Source organism: Saccharothrix luteola (assembly GCF_020859565.1).
Classification (GTDB): domain Bacteria; phylum Actinomycetota; class Actinomycetes; order Mycobacteriales; family Pseudonocardiaceae; genus Actinosynnema; species Actinosynnema luteola.
Map to the genome: position 1 here is coordinate 101,484 of NZ_JAJHUO010000003.1, position 13,721 is coordinate 115,204.

Annotated in this window: 16 protein-coding genes; 7 read left to right on the forward strand and 9 right to left on the reverse strand. The window is 73.2% G+C overall.

Annotated features, from left to right (window positions below; translation table 11 throughout):
* Positions 1-4: 4 nt before the first annotated feature.
* On the reverse strand, positions 5-1,567 hold the full coding sequence (locus LNK82_RS03865) for a multicopper oxidase family protein (protein ID WP_230565521.1): 1,563 nt from the start codon (positions 1,565-1,567) through the stop codon (positions 5-7).
* Positions 1,560-1,979: a hypothetical protein gene (locus LNK82_RS03870; RefSeq protein ID WP_230565522.1), complete on the reverse strand. Its 420-nt coding sequence runs from the start codon at positions 1,977-1,979 to the stop codon at positions 1,560-1,562. The genes LNK82_RS03865 and LNK82_RS03870 overlap by 8 nt, the downstream gene beginning before the upstream one ends.
* A 108-nt stretch (positions 1,980-2,087) precedes the next feature.
* Here LNK82_RS03870 and LNK82_RS03875 point away from each other — a divergent pair, with 108 nt between their 5' ends.
* Together LNK82_RS03875 and LNK82_RS03880 are read left to right on the forward strand one after the other, a co-directional pair.
* Positions 2,088-2,495, forward strand: coding sequence for a LysR family transcriptional regulator (locus tag LNK82_RS03875; RefSeq protein WP_230565523.1), 408 nt, complete (start codon positions 2,088-2,090; stop codon positions 2,493-2,495).
* 9 nt (positions 2,496-2,504) lie between these two features.
* Positions 2,505-2,987, forward strand: a complete 483-nt coding sequence (locus LNK82_RS03880; RefSeq protein ID WP_268995770.1) for a LysR substrate-binding domain-containing protein — start codon at positions 2,505-2,507, stop codon at positions 2,985-2,987.
* A 3-nt stretch (positions 2,988-2,990) separates the two neighbouring features.
* Here the strand turns inward: LNK82_RS03880 and sigJ are convergent, their stop codons facing one another.
* Positions 2,991-3,926, reverse strand: a complete 936-nt coding sequence (sigJ, locus tag LNK82_RS03885) for an RNA polymerase sigma factor SigJ (protein ID WP_230565525.1) — start codon at positions 3,924-3,926, stop codon at positions 2,991-2,993.
* Positions 3,927-4,064: 138 nt separating this feature from the next.
* Between sigJ and LNK82_RS03890 the strand changes: the two genes are divergently transcribed.
* From LNK82_RS03890 to LNK82_RS03900, 3 genes are read left to right on the forward strand one after another with little or no spacing between them, the layout of a single operon-like run.
* A complete protein-coding gene (locus tag LNK82_RS03890) occupies positions 4,065-4,505 on the forward strand; it encodes a YybH family protein (RefSeq protein ID WP_230565526.1) in 441 nt (146 codons plus the stop codon).
* Positions 4,495-5,115 carry an NAD(P)H:quinone oxidoreductase gene (gene wrbA, locus LNK82_RS03895; RefSeq protein WP_230565527.1) on the forward strand — a complete coding sequence of 207 codons (621 nt, stop codon included), beginning with the start codon at positions 4,495-4,497 and terminating at the stop codon, positions 5,113-5,115. Before LNK82_RS03890 ends, wrbA begins: the two co-directional genes overlap by 11 nt.
* A 26-nt stretch (positions 5,116-5,141) precedes the next feature.
* Positions 5,142-5,585 carry a YybH family protein gene (locus LNK82_RS03900; RefSeq protein ID WP_230565528.1) on the forward strand — a complete coding sequence of 148 codons (444 nt, stop codon included), beginning with the start codon at positions 5,142-5,144 and terminating at the stop codon, positions 5,583-5,585.
* 53 nt (positions 5,586-5,638) lie between these two features.
* On the opposite strand, the gene LNK82_RS03905 is transcribed toward LNK82_RS03900, so the two are convergent.
* The 3 genes from LNK82_RS03905 to LNK82_RS03915 form a co-directional block, all read right to left on the reverse strand.
* Positions 5,639-6,532: a DMT family transporter gene (locus LNK82_RS03905; RefSeq protein WP_308257155.1), complete on the reverse strand. Its 894-nt coding sequence runs from the start codon at positions 6,530-6,532 to the stop codon at positions 5,639-5,641.
* A 4-nt stretch (positions 6,533-6,536) separates the two neighbouring features.
* On the reverse strand, positions 6,537-8,024 hold the full coding sequence (locus LNK82_RS03910; RefSeq protein WP_230565529.1) for a class I adenylate-forming enzyme family protein: 1,488 nt from the start codon (positions 8,022-8,024) through the stop codon (positions 6,537-6,539).
* A gap of 154 nt (positions 8,025-8,178) precedes the next feature.
* Positions 8,179-9,294 carry a cytochrome P450 gene (locus LNK82_RS03915; protein WP_230565530.1) on the reverse strand — a complete coding sequence of 372 codons (1,116 nt, stop codon included), beginning with the start codon at positions 9,292-9,294 and terminating at the stop codon, positions 8,179-8,181.
* A gap of 125 nt (positions 9,295-9,419) precedes the next feature.
* On the opposite strand from LNK82_RS03915, the gene LNK82_RS03920 reads away from it, so the two are divergent.
* A complete protein-coding gene (locus LNK82_RS03920) occupies positions 9,420-9,878 on the forward strand; it encodes a MarR family winged helix-turn-helix transcriptional regulator (protein WP_230565531.1) in 459 nt (152 codons plus the stop codon).
* Here the strand turns inward: LNK82_RS03920 and LNK82_RS03925 are convergent.
* On the reverse strand, positions 9,875-10,825 hold the full coding sequence (locus tag LNK82_RS03925) for a helix-turn-helix transcriptional regulator (protein WP_230565532.1): 951 nt from the start codon (positions 10,823-10,825) through the stop codon (positions 9,875-9,877). The two genes, LNK82_RS03920 and LNK82_RS03925, sit on opposite strands and share 4 nt — an antisense overlap.
* Before the next feature lie 64 nt (positions 10,826-10,889).
* Here LNK82_RS03925 and LNK82_RS03930 point away from each other — a divergent pair, with 64 nt between their 5' ends.
* Positions 10,890-12,044 (forward strand): epoxide hydrolase family protein, encoded by a 1,155-nt coding sequence (locus LNK82_RS03930; protein WP_230565533.1) that lies wholly within the window; start codon positions 10,890-10,892, stop codon positions 12,042-12,044.
* A 28-nt stretch (positions 12,045-12,072) separates the two neighbouring features.
* On the opposite strand, the gene LNK82_RS03935 is transcribed toward LNK82_RS03930, so the two are convergent.
* On the reverse strand, positions 12,073-12,768 hold the full coding sequence (locus tag LNK82_RS03935; RefSeq protein WP_230565534.1) for a winged helix-turn-helix transcriptional regulator: 696 nt from the start codon (positions 12,766-12,768) through the stop codon (positions 12,073-12,075).
* A gap of 126 nt (positions 12,769-12,894) precedes the next feature.
* On the reverse strand, positions 12,895-13,197 hold the full coding sequence (locus LNK82_RS03940) for a hypothetical protein (protein ID WP_230565535.1): 303 nt from the start codon (positions 13,195-13,197) through the stop codon (positions 12,895-12,897).
* Positions 13,198-13,721 lie beyond the last annotated feature (524 nt).

Consider the following 13,721-nt stretch of genomic DNA (forward strand, 5'->3'; position numbering starts at 1 on the left):
CGCGCTAGATGATCTCCAGGTTCGCCATCATCCCCATGTCCTCGTGCTCGGCGTTGTGGCAGTGGAAGAGGTAGCGGCCCGGGTAGCCGTCGAAGCGGGTGATGATCTCCACCGCTTCGCCGGGCCGCAGGGAGACGGTGTCCTTGAGGCCGGCGTCGTGCGGCGACGGTGGCCGGCCGCCGCGCGTGAGCACCTGGAAGCCGACCAGGTGCAGGTGGACGGGGTGGTGCACGTCGGCGACCAGCCGCCACACCTCGACGTCGCCGAGGCGGGTGGTGACGTCGGTGCGGGCCGGGTCGAACGGCAGCCCGCCGATCAGCCACCCGCGGCCACCGTGCATCCGCCCCGTGCGGAAGGAGAAGTCGCGCACCGCAACGGCATCCGCGCGGCTCCACGTCGGCAGGTCGGTGGACAGCGTGCGCGGGATGCGGCTGTCGTCCGCGGCCCGGCGGGCGACGCGGAAGGCCATCACGTCACGGGTGCGGCCCGAGCCGAGCCGGTTGACGAGCCGGACGAGGCCGCCCACCGGGACACCGGCGAAGTCGACGATCACGTCGTAGCGCTCGGCGGGCGCGATCGGCAGCAGCCGGTGGGTGACCGGTGCGGCGAGCAGCCCCTGGTCGGCGCCGACCTGGACGAGGTCCAGCGTGCGCCCGTCGTCGGTGACCGCCTCGAGTTCGTAGTGCCGGGCGTTGGAGGCGTTCAGGACGCGCAGCCGGTAGCGGGCCGCGTCGACCTCGTGCACGGGCCACGGCGCGCCGTTGACCAGGATCACGTCGCCGAGGACACCGGCGAAGTACGGCTCGTGCACGCCCGGTCGCGCGCGCAGGTCGGGGTCGAGCGAGGGGTAGGCGAGGCTGCCGTCGGCCGCGAACGCCCGGTCGGCGATCATCAGCGGCAGCTCGCGCGGCCCTGCGGGCAGGCCGAGGCCGTCCTCGGCGTCGTCGCGGACGACGTGCAGCCCGGCCAGGCCGCGCCAGATCGCCGGAGCGGTGAAGTCCATCCGGTGGTCGTGGTACCAGAGCAGCGTCGGCCGCTGGTCCAGCGGGAACGCGTAGTCCCGCGTCAGCCTCGACACCACGGCCCGCGGGTCGTGCATGCCGTGCCCGCCGTGCCCGGTGGCGTCGTGCCGGTCGGGCAGGACCAGGTCGGTCGGGTACCCGTCGGAGTCCGCCGGCGTCCGACCGCCGTGCAGGTGCACGACGGTCGGCACGGGCAGCTCGTTGCGGTGCGTCACGGTGACCGGCCGGCCGCGCCGCGACTCGATCGTCGGCCCGGGGAACGTGCCCTCGTAGGTCCACAACGGCGTCCTGACGCCGGGCAGGATCTCCGCGCTCGCTTCACGCTGGGTGATCTCGTAGCGGCCGGGGCCGACCGGCGCCAGCACCGGGGGTATCGGCAGCGGCACCCGGAACGGCGGCGGCAGCGGCACGGCGCTGCGCAGCTCGGCCCCGGTCGTCGACGGTCGGCGGGCGAGCACGGCCGACGCCGACAGCCCGGTGGCCGCCAGCAGCCCGAGCGCGCCGCCGATGCCGAGCACCCGCCGCCTGGTCAGGCCGTCACGCATCGCGGGCCTCCCGTCGCGGGAAGGGTCGGCGCCAGACGTCGATGAACTGCACGACGAGCGCCGCGACGGTCATCACGCCCAGCGGGACGTGCAGCCACAGCGCGCCGGCCAACCCGGCGAAGTACTGCGCCGTCTCGGCCACCACCACCGCCATCGTGGCCAGGAACGGCCCGGCCTCGCGCAGCCGCGCCCACACCACGATCGCCACGATCACCTGCACGTAGCCGAGGGAGGAGGTCACGTCGGCGCCGACGGCGTGCCGGCGCAGGCTGTCGAAGTCCCCGGTCAGGTACGCGCCGGCGAACACCGGCTGGGCGACGACCGCCACCACGTGCGCGCTGACGACGGCCCGGTAGACCCATCCGGTCGGCGCGGTCCGGGGCGCGGCGGCGGATCCCGGCCTGGTGGCCATGAGGGATCCCTCCTCACTGTGATCTCTGGGGTGAACGCCGCTGACGCTATGACCTGCGAGATATCGTGTCTAAGATCAATATTGCTATGGCGTTATGCGCGCGGAGGCATGGTGGAGCTGAACTCGCTCAGGCAGTTCCTGGTGGTGGCACGGTTGGAGCACCTCAGCCGGGCCGCTGACGAGCTGCACGTCGCCCAACCGTCGCTGAGCCGCACCATCGCCCGCTTGGAGGGCGAACTCGGCGCGCCGCTGTTCGACCGCGGCGGCCGGCTCCGGCTGAACGACACGGGCAAGCTCTTCCGCGACCACGTCGAACGCGCCCTCGGTGAGCTCGACGCGGGACGACGCGCGGTCGCCGAAGCCGCCGGCGACGGGCTGGGCGCCGTGCGACTGGCGTCGGAGACCTTCCTCACCCTCACCGGGCCGCTGGCGTCCTACAAGCGGGCCCACCCGTCGGTCGAGGTCGAACTGCACTGGTCGCCGGCGGAGGACATGGCCCGCCGCCTGCGGGCGTAGGACGTCGACCTGTGCGTGGCCTCGCAGCCGATCCACGCCGAGGGCCTTGAGTCGGCGCGGCTTTTCGAGGAGGCGGTCGGTGTGGGCACGCCGCCCGGCCACCCGCTCGCGAGCCGCGCCTCGGTGAGCGTCGAGGAGCTCGCCGACCTGCCCTTCATCACCGCGCGCCAGGGGCACTGGATCCGCCGGCTGCTCGATCGGCTCTTCGCCGCACGGGGCCTCACCCCGAAGATCGTCTGCGAGAGCGACGAGCCCAGCGCCATCGCGGGCCTGATCAGCGCGGGGCTCGGCGTCGGCCTCGTGCCGGCGTTCGCGCTGCGCGCCGCCGCCCGCGTCCCCGGCGCCTGGGTCGCCGTGGACAGCGCCGACTGCCGCCGCACGGTCACCCTGTTCTGGAGCGCGGACAGCCGCCTGTCCGCCGCCGCCCGGCTGATGCGGGCCACGATCACCGACTGGGACTGGACCGCCGGAGCGCCCCGGGACGAGCGCTGACGGTCAGCCGGTCGTCCACGGGCGGAGCTTCTCCGGGTTGCGCACCGCCCAGATCCGCTTGATCCGGTCGTCCTCGATCTCGAACGCGTACACCGACACCGTGACGCCGTCCTGCTGGGCGACCAGGCCGGGTTGGCCGTTGACCGTCCGCTCCAGCACCGTCTGGCCGCGCAGCCGGTCCGCGAGGTGGCGCAGCGCGTGCGCGATCCGCTCGGCGCCCTCCACCGGGTGCAGCGAGGTGCGGGCCAGGCCGCCGCCGTCGCTGATCACCGTGGCGTCGTCGGCGAGCAGGTCGACGAGGGCGTCGATGTCCCAGGCCTCGAACGCCTGCTTGAACTCCCTGACGATCCGGGCCTGCCGGGCGGTCGGGGTCGTGGGGGCCTGCGCGGCGCGGATGCGGCGACGGGCCGACGAGGCCAGCTGGCGGCAGGCGGCCGGGGTGCGGCCGACGATCTCGGCCACCTCGCCGAAGGGGTAGCGGAAGACGTCGTGCAGCACGAACGCGACGCGCTCGGCGGGCGTCATCGAGTCGAGCACCACGAGGAACGCCATGCTGACCGACTCGTCCAGGGTGATCCGGTCGGCCGGGTCGGCGGTGGCGGCACCCGGTCGCCCGCCGGCCCACTCGGTCCGGTCGGGCAGCGGCTCGGGGAGCCATTCGCCCACGTAGCGCTCACGCCTGGCCCGCGCCGAGCCGAGCAGGTCGAGGCAGACGCGGCCGGCGACCGTCGTGAGCCAGGCGCCGGGCGACTCGATGGCGTCGCGCTGCCGCGGGGACAGGGCGTACCAGCGGGCGTAGGTCTCCTGGACGACGTCCTCGGCCTCGGCCAGGGAGCCGAGGAGCCGGTAGGCGAGGTTGATCAGCTGGCGCCGCTCGCTGACGATCGCGCTCAACCCCGCGTCGGACCGGTCGTGCCCGGGTCCTGAGTGGTCGGTCATGGTTCCGCTCCCTGGGTCGGCTCTGCCCTCACCCTCTCCGACGGGACAGCGCGCCGAAACGTCAGGTCGCCGTGCCCGCCTCACATTCCGGCCGGCTGCGTCGTCGTACCGGGCAAGTCGAGAAAGGGGTGGGTGGCGATGCCTGTGAACCGCGAGGCGGAGGAATCCGAGATCCGGCGGCAAGTCGACCGGATCGTCGAAGCGCTCCGGGCCAAGGACCTCGAAGGCCTGGAGCGGATCTACGCGACGGACGTCGTGTCCTTCGACGTCGAGCCGCCGTTGCAGCACGTCGGGGTGGCGGCGAAGTCGAAGAACTGGGCGAACGTGTTCGCGTTCTTCCGGGAAGTGGACTACGAGGTGCGGGACCTGAGGTTCACCGTGGGCGACGACGTGGCGTTCGGGCACGGCTTCGGCCGGCTCAGCGGCACGACGCGGACCGGCGTGGTGACGAACGGCATGTGGGTCCGGGCCACGTTCGGCTTCCGGAAGGTCGACGGCCGGTGGTTGATCGCGCACGACCAGGTCTCCGTGCCGTTCGACGTGGCGACGGGCCGAGGGGTGGCCGACCTTGAGCCCTGAGCCGTCCGCGGTGAACGTCGCGATCGTCTACTACAGCGCCACCGGCACCGTGCACGCCTTGGCGCAAGCCGCCGCCGAGGGCGCGGAGAAGGCCGGCGCGCACGTGCGGCTGCGCAAGGTCGCCGAGACGGCCCCGGCGGCAGCCGTCGACTCCCGGCCGGAGTGGGCCGCGCACGTCCGGAGCACCGCCGACGTCGCCGAGGCCGCCCACGAGGACCTGGAGTGGGCCGACGCGGTGCTGTTCGGCGCGCCGACCCGCTTCGGCAGCCCGGCCGGGCAGCTCCGGGCGTTCATCGAGACGACCGGACCGCTGTGGTTCCACGGCAAGCTCGCGGACAAGGTGTACTCGGCCTTCACCGCCTCCAGCAGCCCGCACGGCGGGCAGGAGTCCACGATCCTGGCGTTGAGCACCACCTTCCACCACTGGGGCGGCGTCATCGTGCCGCCCGGGTACACCGACCCGATCCAGTTCCGGTCCGGGAACCCCTACGGCACGTCGCACGTCGCCGGGACCGGCGCGCCCGGCGAGGTGACCTTGGCGGCGGCCCGCCACCAGGCTCGCCGGGTCGTCGACATCGCGACCGCGCTCAAGGCCGGCCGCGCCGCGTGACATCCCCAGAACCCTCGAACGGAGACATGGTGAGCTCGAACGAGTCCGAAGTGGTGGCCTTCCTGGAAGGCCGCGCCGCCGCCCAGCAGTCGAAGGACATCGACCGGCTGATGTCCTGCTATTCCCCCGAGATCGTCTACTACGACGTCGTGCCACCTCTCCGGTTCACCGGGACAGGGGAAGTGCGGCGCAACTTCCTGCGGTGGTTCGACGGCTACGAAGGGCCCATCACCCTGGAAACGCACGACCGGACCATCGTGACGAGCGGTGACGTCGCGTTCGCCAACATGCTCCACCTGGACTCGGGTGAGCGCAGAGGCGGCTTCCAGCGGTCGATCTGGGTGCGGGAGACGGTCTGCCTGCGACGGTCGGACGGCACGTGGTCGATCACGAACGAGCACGTCTCGATCCCGTTCGACCCGACGAACCTCCAGGTCTGGCTCCCGGCGGAGAAGGACCAGCCCGCCTGACCGCACGTCCGGGTCGGGTGAGGGCGCTCAGCGTCCTCACCCGACGCCGCCGGTCACCTCGCCGCCGTCACGGCGGGTGCGGGCTTGCCGCGCGACACCGCCACGCCGACCAGGCAGAGCGCGCCGCCCGCCAGCGCCACGAGACCGGGCACCTCGTCGAGCAGCGCCCACGACAGCACCACGACGATCGCCGGCACCAGGTAAGTGGTGGCGCCGAGCTTGCCGGTGGTCATGTGGGATAGCGCGTACGCCCACGTGTAGAACGCCAGCGCGGTCGGCAGCAGGCCCAGGTACACCACCGAGAGCGTGGCGCTCGCCGGCGCGTCGCCGAGGTCGCCGACGAGCTGCCCGCCGAACGGCAGGCACACGACCGCGCCGACCACGCAGCCGAACGTGGTGGCCTGCAACGCGGACGCGTGCCGCAGGGCGGGCTTCTGCGCCACGACGCCGACCGCGTACCCGGCCGCCGCGACCAGGCAGAGCAGCGCGCCCCGGGTCGTCGAGCCGCCGCCGGAGTCGACGAGCCCGACCGCCGCGACGCCCGCGAACGCGATGGCGAGCCCGACCAGCAGTCGTGCCGGGAAACCCTCGCGGAGCAGCCACCCGGCCAGGAACGCCACCAGGATCGGGCCGACGCCGACGATCAGCGCGGCCGTGCCCGCGTCGGCGTGCCGCTCACCCCAGTTCAGCGCCACCATGTAGAGCGCGAACCAGAACACCCCGGACCCGATGATGCCCGGCCACGCCGCTCTCGGCGGCACGCCGACCCCGCGCACCGCGGCGATCGCACCGAGCGCGATCGCGCCGACCAGCAACCGGCCGAGCGCCAGCGACCCCGGCTCGAAGTGCTCGCCCGCGTACCGGATGCCGACGAACGCCGACGCCCACAGCACCATGGTGACCACGACCGCCGCGGCGGCCTTCCCGTTGACACCGCCCTGCTCCACCGGATCAACCCCCCGCCATCGCGCGGATCACCCGTCGGCGCAGCTTCCCCGTCGGCGTGCGGGGCAGCTCGGCCACGAAGACCACGTCCTCCGGGACCTTGTACCAGGTGAGCGCCGCCCGCGCGCCGGCGAGCAGTTCGGCCCGCACCCGCTCCGGCGACGCGCCGTCGTCCAGGACGACGAACGCGCGCAGCGCTGTGACACCGTTCCCGCGCCGCGCCGAGCACACCGCGGCCTCGCGGACGTCGGGGTGCCGCATCAGGTGGTCCTCGGTCTCCGCCGGGTGCACGTTCTGGCCGCCGACGATCTCCACGTCGTCCAACCGGCCGTGCAGCCGCACGTACCCGTCCTCGTCCACGGTGGCCGCGTCGCCGGTGGCGTACCAGGAGTCCCCGGCCCGCGACGGCGGGTCGCTGCCCCGTGCCACGCCCAACGCGATCGACGGACCCGCCACCTCCAGCGCGCCCGGCACGCCCGGCGGCACCTCGGCGCCCGCCTCGTCCACGATCCGCATCCGGTACGGCGGCAGGATTCGCCCGATCGTGTGGTCACGGCGGTGGCCGATCGCGTTGGCCACCAACGCGTGCCCGATCTCCGTCGTGCCGAAGATGTTCAGCAGCCGTTCGCCGAGCACCTGACGCAGCCGTGCCTCCAGCGGCGCCGGCAGCACCTCGCCCGCGACCAGCGCCAGCCGGAGCCCGGACAGCAGCGCGTGATCGGGGTGGCGCGACAGCCGGGCGTAGAAGCTCGGCTGGCCGTAGAACACCGTCACGCCGCGCTCCTTGATGATCCGCAACGCGTCGTCCTCGCTCGCCCGCGCCCGCGACAGCACCGTCGTGGCGCCGCGGTGCAGCGGGAGGAACACGGAGTTGCCCAAGCCGTACGCGAAGTACATCCGCGACACCGAGAACGTGACGTCGTCCGGCGTGATGTCGACGACCGACCCGATCGCCCGCTCGTACACGCCGGGGTCGCCGTGGGTGTGGAAGCACAGCTTCGGGTCGCCCGTCGTGCCCGAGGTGAACACCGCGTACGCCGGGGTGTCCGGTGTGGCCGGCGCGTGCGGCGCGACACCGCCCGCCCGCAGCTCCTCCGGCGCGATCAGGTGCGCGGGCGGACCGCCCGGGTCCTCCTCGCACACCACGGCGTCCGGCTCCGCGATCACGATCGCGCGGCGCAGCTCGTCCGGGTGCATGGTCGAGTTCACCGGCACCGCGACCGCACCGATCCGCAGCGCGCCGAGGAACGCCCACACCGCGTCGATGCCGTCCGGCAGGACGAGCACGATCCTGCTGCCCGGCCCGAGCCCTCGCGCGGTGTACGCGGCGGCGGCTCGGCCCGCGCCCTCGTAGACGTCGGCGAACCGGTAGGTCTCGTCGTCGACGTGGTAGGCGGGCCGGTCCAGCCAGCCGCGGTCGCGCGCCAGCTCCTCCAGCCGCTCGACCAGATTCGCGGTGGTGCCCTGCTCCTCGCGCAGGGTGCACTCGCTCACCGACATGATTCCCCCCGTTATCACGTCGAAGTTCGATCGGCGACGACTCCCCAGGTCGTCGCCGCTTCGAGACTGACCGTCGGTCCCGTGGACTGTCAAGGAAAGGTGGTGTCACACGATCGAGTAGGACCTTCCGTGCCACCGGTTCCAGTGGTCATCGCAGCACGACGGGGAGCGCGTGCAGGCGGCTGCCCATGATGCCGCCGGGCCCGCTGTGGCGGAGGTCGTCGAACGGGGTGGTGAGCCGGGCTCCGGAGTAGTGGGTGCGGAGGGTTTCGACGAGGGCGCGGAGTTCGAGCTGTGCCAGTTGGGCGCCGATGCAGTAGTGCGGGCCCGCGCCGAAGGTGAGGTCGCCGCCGCTCTCGTTGACGCCCTTGATGTCGACGAGGACGGGCGCGTTCGCCGGCAGGCGGGTCCCGGCGAGGTCCAGCTCGGTGGACGTGAAGCGCCACAGCGTGAACGGCGCCGGCGGGTGGCGCCGGAGGGTGTCCCGGACCAGTTCGTCGTCGTCGGCCGGCGCCGCGGGATCGCCGAGCAGGCGTGCCACGAGGAAGCCGATCGTCAGGTCGGTGGTGAGCTGGCCCGCGAACAGCAGGGTGAAGACCTGGTAGTGCAGGTCCCGTCGCGTGCTGCCGGGCGGCATCCGGGCCGCGAGCTCGTCGGCCGGTCCGCCGCCGTCGAGCGCGGCGGTCGCGAGGTCCGCGAAGGCGGCCATGGCCTGCCCCACGTGGTCCGGGTAGTCGGTGTGCATGAGCCGGCAGGCGCGCATCGCGCTGTCGACGTGCTCGTCCGGGATGGTGAGCAGGTCGCACAGGACGGCCAGCGGGTACCTGGTCGTGAAGTCCTGGACGAGGTCGACCTCGCCGGGGCCGAGGCGGGCGAGCAGCCGTTCGGCGACGGCCCGCATGCGCGGGTAGGCCGCCCGCATCCTGGCCGCGCCGAACAGCGGTGCGAACGCGCGCCGCAGCCGACCGTGCGCCTCACCGTCCACTGTGGTCACGGACAGCTGCTCGGCGGCGGTGGGTTCGAGCCCCGCCGCGCGGGCGTCCCAGTGCGGCGGCGCGAGGGCGGTGTCCTTGGCGAAGCGGGTGTCGGTCAGGACCTCGCGGGCCAGGTCGGCGTCCGTGACGATCCAGACCGGCCCGCCCGCCGGCGCTTCCGCCTGGACGAGGGCGCCGGTCTCCCGCATCCGCGCCCGCTGCGGGTCGGGAGCGCCGATGGCGTCGGCTCGGGTGGAGAACGGGCAGGTGACAGTGGGTGCTTCGGGCATGGGCGCCTTCCCTGGTAGTGACACGACACCCAATATAGCTGCACGACGCAGATACTGCGCAACACAGAAGCTGTGTCGTGCATCGGCTGCGCGGTGCAGTATGCTGGCCGGGTGGAGCGAGCGGGATGAGCCAGACGCCTGACGACGCGCGGTCGGAAGTCCTGCGGGCCGTCGCCCGGTGGCAGATCCCGGTGATCCAGCTCAACGGGATGATCGCCGAACGCCTCGGCGTGCCCTGGACGGACCTCCAGGCGCTGTACGTGCTCGCTAATCACGGCCCCGCCACCGCCGGCGAGCTGGCCAGGCGCGTCAACCTCACCAGCGGCTCGGCCTCGCGGATGATCGACCGCCTGGTGCGGGCCGGTTTCGCGCGCCGCGTGCCGGACGAGCGCGACCGGCGCAAGGTGCTCATCGAACCGGACCCCGACGCCGTGGCGCGGATCGGCGGGCTGTACGACGGCCTCAACGAGCGGCACCGCCGTGACGTCGAGGCGTTCGACGACGCGGAGCTCGCGACGCTGCTGCGGTTCATGGAGATGGCTACCCGCCGCACCGAAGAGGAGATCCGGGACTTCCGGGGCTAGTCCGTCGCGGCGGAGAGCCGGGCCGCCAGCGTCCTGATGTGCTCGACCAGCTCGGGTGGTTCGTGCACTTGGAAGTCGAACCCCTTGGTGGTCACGTGGATGGCCAGTTCGTCCAGCGAGTCGGACCCGGCGCGGAGGGTGCAGCTGCGCTCGTCGATCGGCTCCAGCGCCCCGGTGGTGGGCGCGATCCGCTCCGCCGCGGTCTCGGCGCTGACGTGCAGGGTGAACCGGGCCTGGTAGCGGTAGGCCGAGGTGGAGATCCCCCGCGAGGTGTAGCCGCCGAGGTCCTCCGCCGGCGGGGTGCGCGGGGTGAACCGGGGTCCGGTGGGCGTGCGCGGGTCGAGGCGGTCCACGCGGTAGGTGCGCCAGTCCTCGCGGTCGACGTCCCAGCCGACGAGGTACCACCGCCGACCCGAGTGCACCAGCCGGTGCGGCTCGGTCGTGCGGACGCCGGCCGTCCCGTCGTGGGCGCGGTAGTCGAAGCGCAGGCGCACCGAGTCGCGGCACGCGGCGGCGATGGCGGTGAGGACGCCGGGGTCGACGGTCGGGCCGGCGTTGGCCATCGGCACCGTCATCGAGCGCAGGGCGTTGATCCGGTGGCGGAGGCGTGACGGGAGCACCTGTTCGAGCTTCGCCAGCGCGCGCACCGAGGTCTCCTCGACGCCCGTGATCGAACCGCCGGCAGCCGTGCGCAGGCCCATCGCGACCGCGACGGCTTCGTCGTCGTCGAGCAGCAGCGGCGGCAGGTCCGCGCCGGGGCCGAGCCGGTAGCCGGCGACGCCCGCGGTGGCGTCCACGGGGTAGCCGAGGCCGCGCAGCCGCTCGATGTCGCGCCGCACGGTGCGCGGGGTGATCCCCAACCGCTCGGCCAGTTCCGCGCCGGACCAGTCGCGCCGGGTCTGCAACAGCGAGAGCAGGCGCAGCAGCCGGGCCGAGGTTTCCCACATGGTCCGGAAGTGTGCCAGCCGGCTAGGACCGAACCTGACCTAGCCGGTTCCTAGGGTTCTCGGCATGGAGCACAACAGCGGGATCCGCCCCTTCACGATCGACGTTCCCCAAGCCGACCTGGACGACCTGCGGGACCGGCTCGCCCGGACCCGGTGGGCGGCGGACCTGCCCGACGTCGGCTGGAGCCGCGGGGTGCCGGTGGCCTACCTCAAGGGGCTGGCCGAGTACTGGCGCGACGGCTACGACTGGCGCGTCCACGAGCGGGAGCTGAACTCCCACCCGCAGTTCATTACCGAGATCGACGGGCAGAACGTCCACTTCCTGCACGTGCGCTCGCCCGAGCCGGACGCGTTGCCGTTGATCATGACCCACGGCTGGCCCGGCTCGGTCGCGGAGTTCCTGGACGTCATCGGCCCGCTGACCGACCCGCGGGCGCACGGCGGCGACCCGGCGGACGCGTTCCACCTGGTGGTCCCGTCGATCCCCGGCAGCGGCTTCTCCGGGCCGACCCGTGAGGCCGGCTGGGACACCGCTCGGGTCACCAGGGCGTTCGCCGAGCTGATGGACCGGCTCGGCTACGACCGCTACGGCGCGCAGGGCGGCGACACCGGCGCGGTCGTCTCGCCCGGTCTCGGCAGGCTCAACCCCGACAAGGTCGTCGGGGTGCACGCGAACGGGCTCGCCGCGTTCACCGCCGTCGACCCGGACGAGGTGGGGGAGCTGACCGAGGCCGAACGGGCGCGGCTGGCGCACCTGCAGTACCTGACCACCGAGCAGTCCGGCTACGTGAGCATCCAGATCACCCGGCCGCAGACCCTGGCGCACGGGCTGCACGACTCGCCGGTCGGGCAGCTGGCGTGGATCGTGGAGAAGTTCAAGGAGTGGACCGATCCGGCCGCCGAGCTGCCCGAGGACGCGGTGGACCGGGACCGGTTGCTCACCAACGTGATGCTGTACTGGCTGACGGGCACCGCCGGGTCGTCGGCCAACAGCTACTACGAGACCGCGCACGCCGGGGCGTGGGGCGCGAGCGCCCGTTCCACCGTGCCGACCGGGGTCGCGGTCTTCCCCCTCGACGTGTCGATCCGGCGGACCGTCGAGGTCGAGCACACCGTCGTGCACTGGTCCGAGTTCGGTCGCGGCGGCCACTTCGCGGCCATGGAGGCGCCCGACCTGCTCGTCGGCGACATCCGGGAGTTCTTCGCCGGGCTGCGTTGAGCGGCGCGCGTAGTCGCCGGCGCGACGTCTACGTGCGGGGTGCGGCGTTTCCCCTGCGGCCCTCGACCACGGCCGGTTCGGGTGGGTCCAGCACCGCGAGCAGCCGCACGAACCCGTCGCGGTCGCCCTGCACGGCGACCTCGCCGGCCGCTTCGGCGTCTTCCAGCCGCCGTGCGCCCCACACGACTTCGTGCAGCGACCCGGGATCGGTCACGACCACGGCGACCGCGACCGCGGCGTCGTCCCGGTCCACGGCGATGGCGCCGTCGGCCACGGAGACCCGGAACTCGTCGCCGCCGACCCGGACGGACACGTCGACGGCGAGCCCGGCGGCCAGTCGCGGCTCGAACAGGCTCTTGAACGCCAGCATCACGGCGTCGGCGCCGATGGCGGCGCGCCGGTCGAGCCCCGGCGACCGCCCGCCCCACCGGCCGAAACCGACGATCACCGGCTCCAGCTCGCGGCCCCAGGCGGTCAGGTCGTACACCCGCGTCGACGCGGACCGCAGCAGCCTGCGCCGCCGGACCACGCCGGCGCGCTCCAACTGCCGCAGGCGTTGGGACAGCACGTCCGGGCTCGCGCCCGGTATCCCGGCGCGCAGGTCGGTGAACCTCTTGGGGCCGAACAGCAGCTCGCGGACCACCAGCAGCGCCCACCGCTCACCGACGAGGTCGAGCGCGTGGGCGGCCGGACAGCTCTCCTCGTACTTGCGCTTGCTCGCCACGGGTGCACCTGCCCAGGGTGAGAACGACCTTGCGAGGACGCCCGAGTGGTCCGGGCGGTGGTGCGGAACGTCGGCTCGCCCCGTCCGGCGCGGGTGGAGGCGAGCCGACGTCCGCGCTCGGCTCCCTTACCCGGTGAACCGGTAGGAACCGACGATCGTCGCTTCGTTGAACGAAGGCGGGCTGCTGACGCGGTCGCCGAAGTCCTTCATGAAGTCGGCGAACGCGGAGATGCCGTCCAGCGGGTTGTCGTCGGTCTCGTGGACGACGATGTGCACGAACGTCACGCCGTCCTCGAGCCGGAAGGTCGCGTACCGGATGCCGCCCGGGTCCTGGGCCTCGAGCTCGGTGTAGATCCGCTCGACCAGCTCCTGGTTCTCGTCCGCCTTCTCCTTGCTGTCGGCCGTGTACTGGATCACGTGGTTGCTCATGCAGTTCCTCTCGGTGGTGTTCTGACATGACGCCGCGTGGGCGGGCCGTGCCCCGGCCCACCCGCGCGGCGCCCGGCGGCGGCCGTCAGTCCTGTGTGGACGCGAACGCCACCTCCGTGCCCGCGTCCGCTCCCGGTGGGCGAGGGGTTGCCCTCGGGAGCGGTGACGCGGCGAGCGGATCCGACGCCGCGAACGCGGTCGCGACGGGGACCGCGGGTTGCGGGCGTCCGGTCGCGGGGGGGGGGGGGGGGGCGGCGGGGGGGGGCGCCCCCCCCCCCCCCGACCGCGGAGTCCTCCGGGACGAGGGCGTCGACCGCCGAGGCAGGCCGGCGTCGCGCCCGGGCCGGAGATCGATCCGGTGGGTCGGACGAGGGTGGTGCCGGTGGTGACTGGTCGCTCCGCTGGCTGGACATCCGCTCCCCAGGGGCTGTCAGTCCTGAAAACAACCCGCTCGGTTGCACCCTACTAGCCGCTAGTCCTAAAAGACAACCACGCACCCTGTCTGGAGGACTTCCGCTGGTAGG

Coding starts and splice junctions, on each gene's coding strand:
- LNK82_RS03875 (WP_230565523.1), top strand. CDS start 2,088: ATGGTGGAGCTGAACTCGCTCAGGCAGTTCCTGGTGGTGGCACGGTTG.
- LNK82_RS03920 (WP_230565531.1), top strand. CDS start 9,420: ATGAGCCAGACGCCTGACGACGCGCGGTCGGAAGTCCTGCGGGCCGTC.
- LNK82_RS03890 (WP_230565526.1), top strand. CDS start 4,065: ATGCCTGTGAACCGCGAGGCGGAGGAATCCGAGATCCGGCGGCAAGTC.
- LNK82_RS03930 (WP_230565533.1), top strand. CDS start 10,890: ATGGAGCACAACAGCGGGATCCGCCCCTTCACGATCGACGTTCCCCAA.
- LNK82_RS03900 (WP_230565528.1), top strand. CDS start 5,142: ATGGTGAGCTCGAACGAGTCCGAAGTGGTGGCCTTCCTGGAAGGCCGC.
- LNK82_RS03870 (WP_230565522.1), bottom strand. CDS start 1,979: ATGGCCACCAGGCCGGGATCCGCCGCCGCGCCCCGGACCGCGCCGACC.
- LNK82_RS03940 (WP_230565535.1), bottom strand. CDS start 13,197: ATGAGCAACCACGTGATCCAGTACACGGCCGACAGCAAGGAGAAGGCG.
- LNK82_RS03915 (WP_230565530.1), bottom strand. CDS start 9,294: ATGCCCGAAGCACCCACTGTCACCTGCCCGTTCTCCACCCGAGCCGAC.
- LNK82_RS03925 (WP_230565532.1), bottom strand. CDS start 10,825: ATGTGGGAAACCTCGGCCCGGCTGCTGCGCCTGCTCTCGCTGTTGCAG.
- sigJ (WP_230565525.1), bottom strand. CDS start 3,926: ATGACCGACCACTCAGGACCCGGGCACGACCGGTCCGACGCGGGGTTG.
- LNK82_RS03865 (WP_230565521.1), bottom strand. CDS start 1,567: ATGCGTGACGGCCTGACCAGGCGGCGGGTGCTCGGCATCGGCGGCGCG.